The 16,173-nt window shown below is 69.8% G+C and carries 13 protein-coding genes and 1 pseudogene; 8 read left to right on the forward strand and 6 right to left on the reverse strand.

Annotated features, from left to right (window positions below):
- Positions 1–289: pseudogene (locus AC156L_RS30360) on the reverse strand (hypothetical protein); the annotation flags it as partial.
- A 132-nt stretch (positions 290–421) separates the two neighbouring features.
- On the opposite strand from AC156L_RS30360, the gene AC156L_RS30365 reads away from it, so the two are divergent.
- On the forward strand, positions 422–1,105 hold the full coding sequence (locus tag AC156L_RS30365; RefSeq protein ID WP_330875136.1) for a response regulator transcription factor: 684 nt from the start codon (positions 422–424) through the stop codon (positions 1,103–1,105).
- Positions 1,102–2,535 carry a HAMP domain-containing sensor histidine kinase gene (locus AC156L_RS30370; RefSeq protein ID WP_330875109.1) on the forward strand — a complete coding sequence of 478 codons (1,434 nt, stop codon included), beginning with the start codon at positions 1,102–1,104 and terminating at the stop codon, positions 2,533–2,535. The genes AC156L_RS30365 and AC156L_RS30370 overlap by 4 nt, the downstream gene beginning before the upstream one ends.
- A gap of 55 nt (positions 2,536–2,590) precedes the next feature.
- On the opposite strand, the gene AC156L_RS30375 is transcribed toward AC156L_RS30370, so the two are convergent.
- The gene (locus tag AC156L_RS30375) at positions 2,591–4,666 is read right to left on the reverse strand and encodes an MMPL family transporter (RefSeq protein WP_330875108.1); all 2,076 of its coding nucleotides are present in this window, start codon (positions 4,664–4,666) and stop codon (positions 2,591–2,593) included.
- A 346-nt stretch (positions 4,667–5,012) separates the two neighbouring features.
- On the opposite strand from AC156L_RS30375, the gene AC156L_RS30380 reads away from it, so the two are divergent.
- Both AC156L_RS30380 and AC156L_RS30385 read left to right on the forward strand, forming a co-directional pair.
- On the forward strand, positions 5,013–6,224 hold the full coding sequence (locus AC156L_RS30380; protein ID WP_330875107.1) for a hypothetical protein: 1,212 nt from the start codon (positions 5,013–5,015) through the stop codon (positions 6,222–6,224).
- Between the two features lie 74 nt (positions 6,225–6,298).
- A complete protein-coding gene (locus AC156L_RS30385; RefSeq protein WP_330875106.1) occupies positions 6,299–6,724 on the forward strand; it encodes a Rieske (2Fe-2S) protein in 426 nt (141 codons plus the stop codon).
- A gap of 177 nt (positions 6,725–6,901) precedes the next feature.
- Here AC156L_RS30385 and AC156L_RS30390 read toward each other — a convergent pair whose 3' ends face one another.
- Both AC156L_RS30390 and AC156L_RS30395 read right to left on the reverse strand, forming a co-directional pair.
- Entirely contained in the window at positions 6,902–7,588 is a 687-nt protein-coding gene (locus tag AC156L_RS30390; RefSeq protein ID WP_330875105.1) for a response regulator transcription factor, read from the reverse strand.
- 699 nt (positions 7,589–8,287) lie between these two features.
- Positions 8,288–8,527 carry a hypothetical protein gene (locus AC156L_RS30395; protein ID WP_330875104.1) on the reverse strand — a complete coding sequence of 80 codons (240 nt, stop codon included), beginning with the start codon at positions 8,525–8,527 and terminating at the stop codon, positions 8,288–8,290.
- A gap of 149 nt (positions 8,528–8,676) precedes the next feature.
- Between AC156L_RS30395 and AC156L_RS30400 the strand changes: the two genes are divergently transcribed.
- The 3 genes from AC156L_RS30400 to AC156L_RS30410 all read left to right on the forward strand — a co-directional run bounded on the left by AC156L_RS30400 (position 8,677) and on the right by AC156L_RS30410 (position 12,257).
- Positions 8,677–9,360 (forward strand): TetR/AcrR family transcriptional regulator, encoded by a 684-nt coding sequence (locus tag AC156L_RS30400; RefSeq protein WP_330875103.1) that lies wholly within the window; start codon positions 8,677–8,679, stop codon positions 9,358–9,360.
- A 523-nt stretch (positions 9,361–9,883) separates the two neighbouring features.
- Complete coding sequence (locus AC156L_RS30405) at positions 9,884–10,423, forward strand: AfsR/SARP family transcriptional regulator (RefSeq protein WP_330875102.1); 540 nt, start codon at positions 9,884–9,886, stop codon at positions 10,421–10,423.
- Positions 10,424–10,913: 490 nt separating this feature from the next.
- Positions 10,914–12,257 carry a NucA/NucB deoxyribonuclease domain-containing protein gene (locus tag AC156L_RS30410; RefSeq protein WP_330875101.1) on the forward strand — a complete coding sequence of 448 codons (1,344 nt, stop codon included), beginning with the start codon at positions 10,914–10,916 and terminating at the stop codon, positions 12,255–12,257.
- Positions 12,258–12,293: 36 nt separating this feature from the next.
- Here AC156L_RS30410 and AC156L_RS30415 read toward each other — a convergent pair whose 3' ends face one another.
- On the reverse strand, positions 12,294–12,692 hold the full coding sequence (locus AC156L_RS30415; RefSeq protein WP_330875100.1) for a hypothetical protein: 399 nt from the start codon (positions 12,690–12,692) through the stop codon (positions 12,294–12,296).
- 642 nt (positions 12,693–13,334) lie between these two features.
- On the opposite strand from AC156L_RS30415, the gene AC156L_RS30420 reads away from it, so the two are divergent.
- Positions 13,335–14,555 carry a Fic family protein gene (locus AC156L_RS30420; protein ID WP_330875099.1) on the forward strand — a complete coding sequence of 407 codons (1,221 nt, stop codon included), beginning with the start codon at positions 13,335–13,337 and terminating at the stop codon, positions 14,553–14,555.
- 189 nt (positions 14,556–14,744) lie between these two features.
- On the opposite strand, the gene AC156L_RS30425 is transcribed toward AC156L_RS30420, so the two are convergent.
- The gene (locus tag AC156L_RS30425; protein ID WP_330875098.1) at positions 14,745–15,905 is read right to left on the reverse strand and encodes a tetratricopeptide repeat protein; all 1,161 of its coding nucleotides are present in this window, start codon (positions 15,903–15,905) and stop codon (positions 14,745–14,747) included.
- Between the last annotated feature and the right edge of the window lie 268 nt (positions 15,906–16,173).

Raw genomic sequence — 16,173 nt, forward strand, 5'->3', positions numbered from 1 at the left:
GGTCGCCCTGGCGGCGAAGGTCCTCGTGATGGACCTCGACGACGCGGGCGACTCCGCGCGTTTCCCGATCCGCGACCGCGACGGGAGGTTCCCCGCCCCGTTCGACACCATCCTCGCCGACGCGGACGTCCCGCCGGCGGCGACGATCCACCACCCCGGACAAGGCGGCGAACCAGAACCGGTCAGCGGGCTCGTAGCGGACCGGACCCGCCAGCTGCCGTCGACGTACCGCGTTCTCGTGCCGCAGCACGAACAACTCGCCATCCTTGGCCGTCTCGCTGCGCAGCACCGCCGACGGGACGCACTTCCGAGCGGTAGGAGCACGGCCCGCGGGCACCACAGCGGCGACGCTCTAATGCTCGCCTCAGGTTGGTCGGGGACGATGACCGGCAAAAGCATCGACCGGAGGAGGCGGGCAGGCGTGCGGATCATGATCGCGGATGACGAGGCGGCCATCCGCGAGTCGCTGGAGCGGGTGCTCCAGGTCGAGGGTTACGACACCAGCACCGTCGCCAACGGTCTCGCCGTGCTCGACAAGCTCGGTGACGACGCGCCGGATCTGCTGATCCTCGACGTGATGATGCCCCGCCTCGGCGGGTTGGAGACCTGCCGGCGGTTGCGGGCGGCGGGTCGGGACCTGCCGGTGCTGATGCTGACCGCCCGTGATCAGGTCTCCGACCGGGTGGCGGGGCTGGACGCGGGCGCCGACGACTACCTGCCCAAGCCGTTCGCCATCGAAGAGTTGCTGGCCAGGGTCCGGGCCCTGCTGCGCCGCCGCGCACCGGGCGACGACGAGTCGCAGGTCCTGACGTTCGCCGACGTCCGGGTCGATCCCGACAGGTTCGAGGCGTGGCGGGGCGGGCGGCCGCTCCGCCTGACCAGGACCGAGTTCTCCCTGCTGGAGGTCCTCGTGAGCAACGCGACCCGCGTGTTGACCAGGGGCGCGCTGTTCGAGGCGATCTGGGGCTTCGACATGAGCGTCACCGCCAACAACCTCCAGGTGTACGTGAGTTACCTGCGCCGCAAGATGGAGGCCGGGGGTGAGCCGAGGTTGATCTACACGCTGCGCGGCCTGGGGTACACGTTGCGGGAGACTCCTCCGTGAGCAGGCCCGCAGGCCGGGGCCCGCGCGGGCTGACCCGTTGGTGGCGCAGGCGGTCCCTGCGGAGCAGGCTGACGGTGATCGCGGCGACGGCCATCGCGGTCAGCGTGTTCATGGCCTTCCAGGTGGCCAGCGAGCTGCTGGACTGGGAGTTGCGGAACAGCGCGGAGGATCAGCTGCGCGCCGACTCCCGCGTCCTGGCGACGAACGCGGAGCGCGCGGGTCTGGCGCAGGTCCAGCTACCGCCGTATCCCGGATCCGGTCGGCTGGTGCGGGTCATCCTGGCCGACGGCTCGATCCGGACGCCGGACGGCCAACCGGCGCTGCCCCCGGTCAGCGAGCCCGCCGGGCGCGTGGCGCAGGGCGCGTCGGCCGACCTGGTGGAGGCGGACGACAGCGACGACGACGGCTACCTCATCTACACGCTGCGGGCGACCGGCGGCGCGATCCAGGTGGCCCGCGCCGCCGACGACAGCCCGATCAACCAGTTCGGGTTCGGCATGCTGCTGATCGGGCTGCTCTGCGCGGTCAGCGGCGGACTTGTCGGGCGGGCCGTGGCGCGGACCGGGCTGGCACCGATCGACCGGCTGACCGCCGCCGCGGTCCGCGTCGCGCACACCAGGGATCTCGACGCCGACATCCCGGACGAGGGCGGTGGGGAGATCCGGCGGCTGATCCAGTCGATCAACGACATGCTCGCCGCGCTCCGGGACTCCCGGCGGGCTCAGCGGCTGCTCGCCGAGGACGCCGCCCACGAGCTCAAGACCCCGCTCACCAGCCTGCGCCTCAACATCGAACTGCTGATCCGGCTCGATCGGCGCGGCGCCCTGGACAGCGCCCTGCCTGCGGAGAGCCGGACCCGGCTGCTCAACGACCTCGGCGCCCAGGTGGCCGAGTTGAGCACCCTCGCGGCGGAGCTGACCGACTTGGCGCGCGGTGACGTCAGCGACGAGAGCACCGAACTGCTCGACTTCGCCGACGTGGTGGTGGCCGCCGCGACCCAGGTGCGTTCCCGCGTTCCCGACATCGAGATCGCGCTCGACGTGACCCCCGTGCGGGTGAGCGGGCGGCCCGCCGCGCTCCAGCGGGCGGTGCTCAACCTCATCGACAACGCGGGCAAGTGGTCCCCCGCGGACCAGCCGGTGCAGGTCCGGCTCCGCGCCCAGGGCGCGTCGGCGGTGCTCGAGGTCGACGACGCCGGGCCGGGCATCGACGCCGCCGACGTACCGCGGGTGTTCGACCGGTTCTACCGCGCCGACAGCGCCCGTGCGTTGCCGGGATCCGGTCTGGGGCTGTCGATCGTGCAGCGGGTCGTCGACGCCCACGGCGGCCGGGTCACCGTCGCCCGCTCCCCACGCGGTGGCGCACTGCTCCGGGTCGACCTTCCGACCGCCCCGATCGCGCAGCGCGCCGCAGGACCGCAGGGCCTGTGAAAAAGATCCGGGACGGGCCTGGGGCCCGTCCCGGATCTCGTTCGTGCCGCCGCGCTCACCGTTGCAGCGCGGGCTCCTCATCGTCCACGAGCGGCCGTCGACCGTCCGGCAGCTCCACCGGCCGGGACAGCCTGCTCGGCCACCACATCCGCCTGCCGATCAGCAGGGTGAGGGCGGGCACCAGGACCGACCGCACCAGCAGCGCGTCGAGCAGCACGCCGAAGGCGACCAGGAACCCGACCTCGATCAGCATCACCAGCGGGAGCGTGGCGAGGACCGCGAACGTGGCCGCCAGGACCAGGCCCGCCGAGGTGATGACGCCACCGGTGGCGGAGAGGGCTTTGAGCATGCCCTCCCTGGTGCCCAGGCGCACGGCCTCCTCCCTGGCCCGGCTGGCCAGGAAGATGTTGTAGTCGACGCCGAGCGCCACCAGGAACAGGAACGCCAGCAGTGGCACCGAGTAGTCGACGCCCTTGAACCCGAGGATCGTGTCGAAGACGAACACGCTGCCGCCGAAGGCCGCCGCGAACGAGACGACCACGGTGGCCATCAGGACCAGCGGGGCCACGACCGCTCGGAGCAGCAGCCCGAGGACGAGCAGGACGACGGCCAGCACCAACGGGATCACCAGCTTCTCGTCGCGGCTGGTGGTCACCTCGGTGTCGAGGTTCTCCGCGCTCGGCCCGCCGACGATCGCCTCCGCCCCGCTCACCGCGTGCACGGCGGTGCGCACCCGCTTGATCGTGTCGTACTCCGCGTCGGTGTCCGGCGCGTCCGTCGGGAACACGGAGATGTCGGCCCAGCCACCGCTGGTCTGCCCTGGCACGGCCATCGCCACACCGGGAGTGCCCTTGACGACGTCGAGCACCCGGTCCTGGTGCGCCGGTCGCGTGAAGACCGTCATCGGCTGGCCGCCGAGCTCCGGGAAGTGCTGGCGGAGAACGGTGAAGCCGGTGACCGACTCCGGCGCGGACACGAACTGGTCCTGCTCCCGCAGAGCGCTGGTGTTGCCCGTCAGCCCGATGGCGAGCACGCCCAGGACCGCGAGCGAGCTGAGCGTCGCCACCCACCGACGGCGGCTGATGGCGGCGCCGAGCCGCACCCACAGTCCCGGCTTCTCCTGCACGGCCGTGCCGAGCCGCGGGATGGCAGGCCAGAAGATCCGCCTGCCGAGCACCACCAGCAGCGCCGGGAACAGCGTCAGCATGGCCACCAGGGCGCACAGGATTCCAGCAGCACCGACCGGGCCCAACCCACTGGTGCTGTTCAGGTCCGCGACGAGCAGGCAGAGCAGGCCTGCGATCACGGTGGCCGCGGACGCGACGATGGCGGGCGCCGCGCCGCGCAGGGCGTGGACCATCGCGACCCGGACGTTCTCGTGGTGGTGCAGTGCTTCCCGGTACCGGGCGATGAGCAACAGCGCGTAGTCCGTGCCGACGCCGAACACCAGGATCGTCAGCAGCGCCGAGTTCTGGTCGTTGATCACGATGCCGAAACCCTTGACGAGCAGGTAGACGGTCGCCATCGAGGTCAGTGCGGCCGCGCCCACGGCCACGAGCGGGATGAGCCACAACACCGGGCTGCGGTAGGTGAGGATCAGCAGGAGCGTGACGACGAGGACGGTGGTGAGGAGGACCTGGAGGTCGATGCCGTCGAAGACGGCGTCCATGTCACCGTCGATCGCGGCCGGGCCGGTCACGTCGAGTTCCAGGCCGGCGGGGCGGTCCTCCGCGGCGTCGCGCAGCGGGCCGACGATGGCCTCCGGGGCGCCGTAGGCCGTGCTCACGTCGAGGGTGAACATCATGGCCTTGCGGTCGGTGGAGGGTGTCGTCCGTGGACCCTCGTCGTCCTCGCCCGCCGGGGCCGCCACCTTCGGCGGGTACCGCTTGGCCAAGGTGTCGTAGTGGCGCTCGACCGTCGCGCGGTCGGCGTCGGTCATCTCGCCTGCGCGGTGGTACACGAAGACGAACGTGTTGTCCTCCCCGCCGGGGAGACTGTCCTCCAGCACCGCGACCTTGGTGGACTCGGCGTTGGCAGGCAGGGTGTCCACGGCGCTGTCGGTGGTGACCGAACTCAAATTCCCGCTCAGCGGCACCATGATCACCGACAGCGCGACCCACAAGCCGATCACCAACCACGGCACCCACCGGCCTGCCAACCGACCGGCCGGCGCTTTCCCGGGCGGCGCTGCGTTGACTGCCATCACTAGCCTCCTACACAAGGGTTACATCGCTTGTCCGACGCCGACTTCCTACCGAGCGAATCTGAGAGGACCGTTAATGCGGCGCTCAGACCGGTTGCCCGAACCAGGTGTCGCGAGCGCCGGCGTGGTGTCGAGGTTCTGCCCGCGCATCGCCGTAGCGGCAGCCATTTGTCGAATGGCGCTCCGGGAAGACGTACCGTGGTACCACCTTCCTCCCGAAGATGACGACCGCGGTACGACGAAACGGGACGGAATTCGGCCTAGCGTTCAGGCCATGAAGAAACCTGATAGTCCACCGTGGAGGTTCGGGGCGGCCACCACGGTGCTGGCGATGGCGTTCACTGTGGTCGCCGCCTGCGGGACGGACACCGGAAACGAGGCGGCGCCCGCCGCGGCGGGCTCGCACAGCGCGCACGCGGGCGAGCCGTCGGGTCCACCGCAGCCGCTGCGCGCGGGCGAGCGGTTCCTCGACCTGAGGATGACCGAGGCCTACACGCCCGCGCCGCCGGAGGGCGGCACGGACGAGTACCGGTGCCAGGTGATCGATCCGGGCCTGACCAAGACGGCGTTCCTGACCGGGACCCAGGTCGTGCCGGAGAACATCGCCATCGCGCACCACGCCGTCGTGTACGCGGTGCGGCCGGACGTCGCCGCCTTGGTGCGCGAGCAGGACGAGAAGACCCCCGGCCTCGGCTGGCGGTGCTTCGGCGGGACCGGCGTGCCCGGCGCCGACGTGGAAGAAGAGGAGGGGAACGCGGCGTGGGTGGACACCTGGACGCCGAACGCCACGGAGACGCTGTTCGCCGATGACGCCGGCTTCAAGCTGGAGGCGGGCAGCCTGATCATCCTCCAACTCCACTACAACCTGCTCGTGACCGATGGCAAGTCGGCTGGGTCGGATCGCACGGCGGTGCGGCTGCGGCTGACGGACGGCACGCCGCAGACCCGTGAATTCGTCACGTGGCCGCTCGACGCGCCGACCGACCTGCCCTGCACCGCCGACGAGTCGGGTCCGCTCTGCGACCGGGCGGCCTCGATCGCGGACGTGACGAAGCGGTTCGGGGAGGAGGTCGGCAGCACCGCGGACGAGCAGCTGGAGGAGTGCGGCCAGAGCGCGCCGAAGCCCGGCAACACGCAGACCTGCGACCACGCGGTGCCCGCGCCGATGACGCTGTTCGGCGGTTTCGGCCACATGCACCTGCTCGGGCGGGCCATCAAGGTCGAACTCAACCCCGGCACGCCGAACGCCGAGGTCGTGCTGGACGTGCCGCGGTTCGACTTCGACGACCAGCGGCTGATCAAACTGCCGTCGCCGGTGGACATCGGTCCGGGTGACACGCTGCGGGTGACGTGCACGCACGACGCGGGGCTGCGCAAACTGCTGCCGCAGCTGAGCAAGCTGCCGCCGCGCTACGTGGTGTGGGGCGACGGCACCAGCGACGAGATGTGCACGGGCATCATGACGGTCTCCCTTCGCGAGTCCTGACGAAGCGTCGAACGTGTGACCTCACCGAGGTCGACAAGCGAAAACACCACTGTTCGCGCTCAGGAGGCACCGTCTTGCCAGATCCAACACGCCGCACGGTCGTCTGCGGCCTGCTAGCCGGTCTGGTCGCACCGATTTCGCTGACCGCCTGCTCCTCCGGGACACCCGCCGCCAACCCGCCCGCCGGAGGAACCCCCGGCTCCGGTGGCGCGCCGTTGGCCGAGCTGGCCGACGTCCCGGTCGGCAGCGGGGCGATCGTGGACGGACCGTCAGGCAAAGTCCTGATCGTCCGGCCATCGGAGAACGAGGTCAAGGGGCTCAACCCGGTCTGCCCGCACGCGGGCGTCATCGTTTCCAAACCGGTGGGCGGCACCATCACGTGCCCCGGCCACGGCAGCGTCTTCGACGCCGCGACCGGCGACAAGAAGAAGGGGCCGGCGAACACCGGCCTGACCCCGATCCCGGTGAAGATCAGCGGCGACTCGGTCGTGACCGCCTAGAAAGGTGTCGAACGGCCTGCGGGAACTCGGCGGGCCGTTCGACATGGGGGCAGTGGCCGCTGTCTCGCCGGAGAGATCGGCGCTGCCTCGGAACGCGGCAACAGCTTTGTCGACGACCCGCTCCGGGTACTGCGTCGCGCGCCCGGTGCGGGCAGCGGAGCGGATCGGCTGGGAACTTCATCCCGTGCACCCGACGGACGCACGCTGAACCGGCCGGGTGAGCCTCAGGTCGTAGGCGAGGATGACGGCCTGGATCCGGTCCCGTGCGCCGATCTTGGCGAGCACCCGCCCGACGTGGGTCTTCACCGTCGACTCCGCCAGCGTGAACCGCTGCGCGATCTCGCCGTTGGTGAGGCCGTGGCCGATGGCGACGAGGATCTCGCGCTCGCGGCCGGTCAGGGAGGCCAGCCGGGGATCTTCCCGCGCTGGCCCGCAGAGGTCATCGCCGAGCCGGTCGACGAACGCGTCGAGCAGCCGCCGGGTCAGCGCGGGCGCGATCACCGCGTCCCCGGCGGCGACGGCCCGGATGCCGGCGAGCAGCTCCTCGGGGCGGATGTCCTTCAGCAGGAAACCGCTTGCCCCGGCCCGCAGCGCGGCGAGCGCGTACCGGTCCACGTCGAGCGTCGTCAGCACCAGGATCCGCGAACCGGCGGCGACGATGCGCCGGGTGGCCTCGATCCCGTTGACGCCCGGCATGCGGATGTCCATCAGCACCACGTCGGGACGCAGCTCGGTGGTCCACCGAACGGCCTCGGCGCCGTTCTCGGCCTCACCGACGATCTCGGTGTCGGGGGTGCTCTCCAGCAGCATGCGAAACCCGAAGCGCTGAAGCGGCTGGGCGTCCACCACGAGCACAGAGATCATGAATGGCTGCCTTCCAGGGTCGCGTGGACGGTGCGGCCGCCGTCCGACGCGAGGGCTGCGCTGACCGTCCCGCCTTCGAGCGCGGCGCGTTCGGCCACGCAGGCGAGGCCGAGACCCGCGTCGTCCGGCGATGCCCACTTCGTACCGAACGAACCTGAGACGATCGTTAGAACGGCGCTCAGGGCGGTTGGCCACCGGCAATCCGCGCTTCGCGAACGGTTCCGGTGTCCTGCCCGCCACGGGCAGGACACCGGTCCGCAGGACCAGCCGGGGTTCCTGCTCGACTACAACGGCACCGAGCACGCGCGGCCGCACCGGATGCTCACCGGAGCCTTCACCCTCAAGCGGGTGCGGTCGCTCCAGCCCTACGTCGAACAGGTCGTGACCGAACAGGTCGACCAACTGGAGGGGGCGGGCCCCGGCGCGGATCCGCTGCCGGAGGTCGCGCTGCCGGTGCCGTCGAAGGTGATCTGCGAACTGCTCGGGCGTGCCCTACGCGGAGCGGGAGGAGTTCCAGTTCCGCACCGAGGCATCACCAACGCACGACCGCTGCACGCGCTCCCACCACCGATCACCGACCTCTACGCCCGTCGACGGCAACGGTCGAACGGCACGACGACGCCCTCCCCCGCGTTCGTGTCGATCCTCTCCGTGTCGACCGGACTCACGCCGTCAGCCGAACAGCGCCGGACTGCTCGACTACTTGGTTTCCCCCACGGCGTGCTTGCGCAAGGTCTCCAGGACGGCGATCACCGCGAACGCGACGGCTCCCGCGGCTACGGCGGCGACGTAGCACCACGGTGCGGGGAGGTAGTTGGCCGCCACGAGCGCGTTCGGGCCCTTGTCGGTGAAGGCCCGAAAGATGATGGCGATCGGCCCTTCCCAGACTCCCACGATCAGCGTGAGAAGCAGTGCCAGCCGGTACCAGCCGTCGTCCACGAGCCACCTCCATCAGGATACGAACGTATCAACCTCATCACTCACAATTGGCTATATCAAGGCACAATGAGTCAATACGTCACGGTATTGACGTCAAGTATCGTGAGGATGTGCGTGACGAAATGAGCTGCCGCGTCTGCCGTGGCCCGGTGCGGCCGGCTTCGCGCGGCCGTCGCCCTGTCTACTGCTCCCGCGCCTGCCGGGCTCGGGCGTACCGGTCGCGCAAGAACCCGCCGGTCCCGGTGGTCGTCGACGAGCCGACCGCGCGTCAGCGCCGGATCGTCGAGGCGGTCTGGCGCATCGCCGCCGAGCGCGGCCTGGACATGGCCACCGTCCGGGAGATCGCCGTCGAGGCGGGCGTGTCGGCGCGGGTGGTCCAGTACCACTTCAAGGGCAAGCACGACCTGCTGGTCGTGGCGCTGCGGTTGCTGCACCGCGACAACGAGCGTCGGGCTCGAGACCGGATCGCCGCACTGCGCGACGCGTCGAATCCCAGGGTGCTGCTGCGTGCCGCGCTCGAAGAACTGCTCCCGCTCGACGATCAGCGCCGCACCAGCCTGCGGGTGATGACCGCCTACTACACGCGGAGTCTGATCGATCCCGCGCTGGCATCGGTCTTCCTGCACGACGGGAGTCCTTTGGAGAACATGGTCACGGCCCTGATCTCGGCGGCCGGGCCCCGGCACTCGATCGACGCGGCCCGCGAGGCCGACCTGCTCGTCGCCGGGGTGACCGGGCTCGGCCTTGACCTGCTGCACCAGCGCCGCACCCGAGCAGACGTGCGGCGCACCCTGGACTACCACCTGGACCGAATCCTGCAAGCTCAACCATGACCGCGCCCTACCCCGCTTCGCTGTCCAGCGCCGAGACCGCCCCGTCGATCGTGCATCCGGCGGAGACGGTGCAGCCGCCATCGGCACGCGAGCCGATCAGCGGTCCGAGACGTCCGATGGTGTGGAGCACCGTCAGGGCTTGTCGCGGGGACGGCCATCACGACGTGGCGGTCCCCGCTCCCGGCAAGCGGTTGGCCGAACCGGGGTGCCCTCGGCCAGTCCCACCAGCACGACGTTCGTGATCTTCCCGGTGAACGCGTTTCCGCCGCCGTCGTGTGAAGAGCCGTGCCAGGCCGTGGTTCGCAGCCGCCTGCTCCGCTTCCCTCATGCGCTGCCGGACGATGACCGGATCGTGGCTGTGGTGCGAGTGCATCGCGGCACCTCCCGGTGGTGGTCGACGCGGTGGCCCACCCCTCTGAAGGACCACCGCACCACCGACGGTGGGCGCTGTGCGTTGAGCAGCCGTCGACGAAACGTTGAATTCCCTCGTCAACAGCGGTACGAAGGGCGGAGGGGGAATGTGGTGGACGTGGAGTTCCGGGTCCTCGACGGTGTCGAGGCCCGTGTGGGCGGCAGGCGGCTGCCCTTGGGGCACGCGCGCCAGCGGTGCGTGCTGGTCGCCCTGCTGGTGGACGTGAACCGGGCGGTCACGGTCGACCGCCTGCTGGAGCGGGTGTGGGACGAGAAGCCGCCCCTTCGAGCGCGGTCCGTGCTGCGCACCTACGTGTCGCGGCTGCGGAAGGCGCTCGCCGACACCGGGGCGACCATCACCCGGCGGGACGGTGGCTACTCGCTCAACGTCGCGCCCGACACCGTCGACCTGTGCCTGGCGTGGACCGTCCACCGCGCCGAGGGCCCCGAAGCGGCGCTCGACCACTACCAGGAGGCCGTCGACCTCGCTCTGCGCACCGACTACCGCGTCGAGGAGGCCCGCGCCCACGAGGGCATGGCGGAGGCGCTGCGGGAACTCGGCCGCGTCGAGGAGAGCAGGAGCCACGCCGGAAGGGCGCGAGCCATCCGCACCTGGCAGTGCGACAAGACGACGCGCCACCAGCCGGGGTGAAGGAGGAGCCTCACCCCAAGGCCGCGTAGCTGTTGCCGCGCAAGGAAAATGAGGCGTGGTCAGTCTGAGGCGCAGCGGTGTCGTGCTTGCCGGAAATGTCGTCCGCGCTGGTCAGACGGCCTGGTGGCACTCGTTGTAGGACGATGGCCGGCCATGCTGCTGCGGCTGGTCTGCGATTCTCCCGCTGATCAGGCGTTCCTCGCGGCATCGCTGCACCGGCATCACGTCGCCGCGCGACGGCCGTCTCGCCTCGTCCGGAGCCACGGGTCGAGACCCGTGGCTCCGCGGTGTTGGCGCACGGGCCCAGGCGACGCCATGCCATCCGATTGGACGCCGCCGATCGGATGGGTGTTTCGCAACCCGTCACCCCTGGATCCTCTGGCCCCTACGGTGATTGCCGCACCGGGGGGTTCGAGTGTTCGTCTGGAACACGATGCACGGGCGACACCGAACGCCCACGTTCGTCGGGGAACAGGGGGGAGAAACAGCAATGCGATTACGCAACCGGTCGCTGCTGGCGGCCTCGTTCGTCGTGCTGATCGGCGCGGCGACGGCTCAGCCCGCGGTAGCGGGGCGAAAACCGGCCGAAGGGGAGATCGTCGGCGTCGCGCGGTTCCTGACAGGAGCGCGGCACTTCGACGAGGCGGGGGTACCGCTCGCGGAGTTCCGGGCCAAGGAGACCAGCGACACCGTGCGGGTGGAGGACCTGCCGAAGTCGGAGCCGAACCAGCAGGTCCGACCGACCAGTGAGGAGCAGGCGAGGGAGCTGGCGCTGCGGCACGACGCCACCTACGGCACAGCCGGCGAGACGGTCGAGCAGCAGCTGATCGACGACATCACCCCGGAGGAGTGCCGGGCCAACCCCGAGAAGTCCTCGCGCCCGGAGGGCTGGATCAAGAACCACTTCTCGTACTGCCAGTTGGGCCTGCTCTCATTCGACCAGTTCCGCCGTGTGGGACCGTTCCTCGTCCCCGTCGGCGGGTTCTCCGCGCGGGTCACGAACATGGGGTACGCCTACAACGGTCTGCGCGACACGGACTGGGGCATCCGGGTCGACGAGATCGACAGCTGGGGGGTCAGCAACCTCGGCATCCTGCGGGTCGAGGCCGACTGCGCCGCCGACCCCGCGGGAAGTTGCCGCACCGCCAACAACGGGGTGAGCAAGCTGGTGCCGGACTGGGAGAACGACGAGCTCGGGAAGATCTTCTACAACTCCCCCGGTGACCCGCCGGACCCCGCGAGGGGGGAGCAGCGGGCGACGGGGACGTTCCAGATCGAGTACGAGTTCCGGAGTGTGATCACCCAGGACCGCGATGGCCCCGAGACCAGCGTGCGGTTCGACTCGGCGTGGTACCTGCCGAACAAGCAGGGCTCCATCTTCAACCGCGTCGACCCGTACCTGACCCTGTCCACCGGTGATCCCGAGGTGACGCAGAGCGCGTTCCACATCAAGGACGCGCAAGAGCAGCCGGGGTCGACCTATCCGAGGATCGAGGGGAAGACGATCCCCGGTGCGTCGGCGCAGGACCCGCTGCACCGGCTGTACCACGACGCGGAACGGCGGCGGCAGAACCGCGAGGACTTCGCCGTCCCGGTCTGCAAGCAGCAGTGGCCCGGCTACGAGGAACTCGGGCAGCAGTGTGACGAGTACCCGCACGCCTCCACGTACGAGGGAGCGGCACGGCACCTGTACCAACCCGAGCCGTACGGGCGGTTCTCGGTCAGGCCGATCAACGGCTACGACAACGAGAACTCCGGACGTCGACTGGGCACCTGGTACGGCAACGACCGCATCCTCGACGGCGACGCGTTCTTCATCAAGATCGTGTCCTGACCCGTCACCTGACCGGGCCGGATTCCCCCTGCCCGGTCAGACCGGCCAGAACTGCAACAGGTAGCGCTCGGTGTAGTCCGGAACGAGGTCCTGTCGCATGGCCGCTTCGTGCCCTTCGCACGACACGCGCAGGTTGTAGGTGCCAGTGGGTCCGACCTCGAACTCCCGGCCGGGCCCACTGGTCACCGACCACAGTTGCACGGTGCCGGAGGTCAACTCGACGGTCACTTCGTCGTCGATCTCCCGGTCCGTGACGGGCTTCGACGACCACGACTCGAGCCGCACCGCGACGAGGTGGTCCCGCGCCGCGCTCGCGATGTCCACCCGGTTGCGGATGGTCTCCACCGCGGCACCCGGTTCCATCGAACCTTCCGGCCACGGGCGCGGACACCCGTCCACGTCGAGATCCATCAGCCCGAACACGCCGTGCTCCACGAGCACCTCGTCATCGAGGCTGCGCACAAGCCCACCTCCCGCACTCGGTGACCTGCTTCCCGGACGGTGGGCCGGAACAGGTGAACGCCTGTTTGGTCGTGGTCAACCACCGAACGACCGGCTCCACGTCCGCGGAGCCCACGGCGAGACTACGGGCGCGGGCGCACCCACCTCCAGGTAGCGGCAAGGCCGTGGTGCGGCCGTTCACGGAAGGGGACTTCACCCCCGGGTGTTGAACACGGGGTTTTGCGGCGTGCCGCACGCGCAGCCGGTGTTGGCAGCAGGCTGTTCTCGTGGTGCACCTTCGCCACACAGAAGTGTGTCGCCCGAGAGGACCGCAGAACCGCACACACCTCAAGCCAGGTACACGATCGAGTGATTTTTTCGACCTCGGCAGGCCGATGTATCGACAAGGCGGTATCTGCCGAATGGGTGGCGGCAGTCATCCGAGAGTTCGCGCACTCCGCATTTTTGCCCTTTCACGTGGCCGTCCCCGTGTTGTTGACGTGCATGAACACCGGTTCGAGGCGGTCACCCGGCCGTGCACCGGCAGATGCACGATCATCCGCCTCGGGATGTTGATCTTGCATGGTCACAATTGACCAGTTGCAGTGTTTTGGTCGGATGGCCCACTCTTCCGCCATGAGTTCCCCATCGGCACCCCACGGCGAGTGGGTCGAGGCGTCGGACAGCGACGACCTGCCTGAGGCACTGCACGGGATGCGGGCCTACGTGCCGCGCCCGCTGCCGTCCGACCTCATTGTGCCCACCGAGACCCATCGCGTGCTGGCGATGGCCGAGTACACCCTGGGTGAATTGAACGAGAGCACCCGCCGCCTGCCCCACGGCGAGATGTTCGCGTTGTGCACACGGTTGCGAGAAGCGCAGAACACGGCGCAACTGGCGGGGATGAGCCTGGACCTGTCGGAAACGTGGTTGACCGAACTGCTGTTGGCGCGGGCCGCCGGGGATTCCGCGCAGCAGGCGGTGCTGCGGCGCCATCCGGTCGGTCGGGTGATCCTCGCCTTCGAGCACGGCACGGCCAGGGTGGCGGGCGGGGCGGTCGTCGATGCCGATCTGCTCGGCGAGATCAACCAGAGGCTGACCGATACCGTCACCGGGCCGCTGGAGTCGGGACTGCGGACTCGTCAAGGGTGGCTGCGGGGCAGGTCGCCGCAGCAGGTTCCCATCCTCACCACGCCACCGGGGGCGATGCTGCACAGCGCGTTCGCCCAGTGGTCGACCTGGGTGCGCGCGCCGCATCCGCTGCCACGGATCGGCAAGATCGCCATGGGCCACCTGAACCTGGCCCTGCTGGATCCGTTTCCCGACACCGGCGCCTACCTGACGAGCATCTGCAGCTCCTTGGAGATGGTGCGCTCGAAATTGTTGCGCCGCCACGTCCTACCACTGTCGTCGTGGCTGGACGAGCACGCCGGGGAGTACCACGATCGGATCCGCGCGGTGGTCGACGGCGGTCCGATCGAGCAGTGGATCGACTTCTTCGCCCGCGGAGTGCGAACCCAGGCACACGCCCAACTGCGGTTGATCGAGGAGTTGGACGGGTTGCGCGTGGCGCTGCTCGAGCGGGTGAACGGCTCCCCCACCGTGCAGCGCGTGGTGGCAGGGTTGATGACCGCCCCGGTGACGAGCAATCGCGCGCTGGAGGCGATGTACGGCATGGCCGATCGCACCGCCACCCAGGTCTCCCGCAAACTGGTGGACCACGGCGTCCTGGAGAACATCGGCGGCAAGTCCTACAACAAGATCTTCGTCTGCCGGCAGGTGCTGGATGTGTACGCGTTGCAGAGTCCGCAGGCCCCCGAGTCGGACAGGGCCGTCTTCTCCCCTCCCGCGAACTGACCCGTTCCCCGATTCCGAAAGCAGCGACCGATCGTGTCCTCCTGTGACCGTCCCGAACCGCGCCGCCCTGCCCGTCTCGGCCGCCACCACCGGCGGCACCGTCGTCTGCCTCGCCCGGTTCGCCGCCGGGTGGTGACCGCGCTCAAACCGCTGATCACGCTGATCCAGGTGGCCGTCGCGTTGGTGCATCTATGGCGGGACTGACCGACTGGCGTTGCCGGGAAGGGGGTGGTTCTCGGGCGTGGCCAGCAGGGTGCGGATGCGGTGCGCCACCTGCTCGTCCACATCCACCAGCAGTCGCAGCGCGTCGCTGAAATGCCGCCGGGCCGTGCCGGTGGCACCGATGCTCCAGCAGGCGCGGCCCATCGTTTCGAGCAGACCGGCGAGTTCGACGGGTGGCACCCCCGGCAGGTCGTCGGGGTCCTCGACCAGTCGAGCGGCGTCGCGCAGTTGCTCGGCCGCGTCGCGGGCCCGCCCGGTGGCGGCCAGGGTGACACCGCGGGCGGTCTGGGCGCGTGCCAGACCGAATCGGTCCCCGGTGTGCCGGTAGAGCGACAGCAGACGCTGGTAGCAGTCCAACTCGCGATTGCCGCGTCCGGCCTGGCGGTAGATCACCGCCCGCCGCCAGAGGGTGTCGATCATGCCGGTGGTGTCGTCGAGTTCCTTCCACACCACCCATTCCCGCACTCCGTGGGCTTCGGCGGTGACGAAATCGCCCTGCGTGGCGAACCAGCGAGCGCTCAAGCGCAGCAGTCCGGCAAGGGTGTGCGGTTGCCGGTCGTCGATCGCCGCGCGGGTACCCGCTTCGACGAGATCCACGGCCCAGTGTCGCGGCGCGTCCGTCGGTGCGCAGGCCCACAGACGGGCCGTGAGCGCGGTGGCCAGCGACCGCAAGCGCGCAGTGCCGCCGGCGCGCACGGTGGCCAGCGTGAGGGACAGGTGCCGGCGCACCCAGGACGTGGCCTGTGGCGCGTCGGAGAACCGCATCGGCGGCAGGAATGGTGTGTTGACCGGGTAGGCGAACCCGGTGACCGGGCGTCCCAGTCGGTCGCACGCGGCATCGAGGGTGGTGAGCAGGTCTTCACCGAGACGGCGGGTCACCAGCCGGGCGGGCTCGGTCCACGGTCGGTGCAGGGCGGGGACGTCGGGGCGCCAGCCGAACAGGTCCTCGTCGAGGCGGACCACGCCCGCGGGTGCCTGGTCGTGTCGTGTCGAGAGCCGGTCGAGTTCGCCGGGGTCACGCTTCGCACCGGCGGCCAGAGTGCGGGCGGGCAGCGTGGGGCTGTCGAGCACTTGGAAGCAGAGGAGCAGTTCGGCGTCGTTCGACAGTGTGTCCCGCGCCCGACTCACCAGCAACAACTCCTCGATCGACCTCGACTCGCCGCCTCTGTCGGTGTGGCTTCCGCTCTGCCCCGCTCCGGTGGTCCCTCCCCCGATCATGCTGCCTCGACCGCCGGAGCGGGGTCCATGTCGCCCGTTCAACCCAGCGCCGCACGAATCGAATGGATGAATACATACCGACCGGAGCACGTGAAGTTCTTTCATACATGATCAACAATGTCAACCAATTGGGTGAAAGATCACCTTTCCCCAAAACGGCCGTGAGCGCGTTTCTACT

Source organism: Umezawaea sp., assembly GCF_057122925.1.

What these genes read in the sequence shown, in the direction of transcription:
- AC156L_RS30420 (WP_330875099.1), top strand. Translation starts at nt 13,335, where the DNA reads ATGAGTTCCCCATCGGCACCCCACGGCGAGTGGGTCGAGGCGTCGGAC.
- AC156L_RS30410 (WP_330875101.1), top strand. Translation starts at nt 10,914, where the DNA reads ATGCGATTACGCAACCGGTCGCTGCTGGCGGCCTCGTTCGTCGTGCTG.
- AC156L_RS30380 (WP_330875107.1), top strand. Translation starts at nt 5,013, where the DNA reads ATGAAGAAACCTGATAGTCCACCGTGGAGGTTCGGGGCGGCCACCACG.
- AC156L_RS30390 (WP_330875105.1), bottom strand. Translation starts at nt 7,588, where the DNA reads ATGATCTCTGTGCTCGTGGTGGACGCCCAGCCGCTTCAGCGCTTCGGG.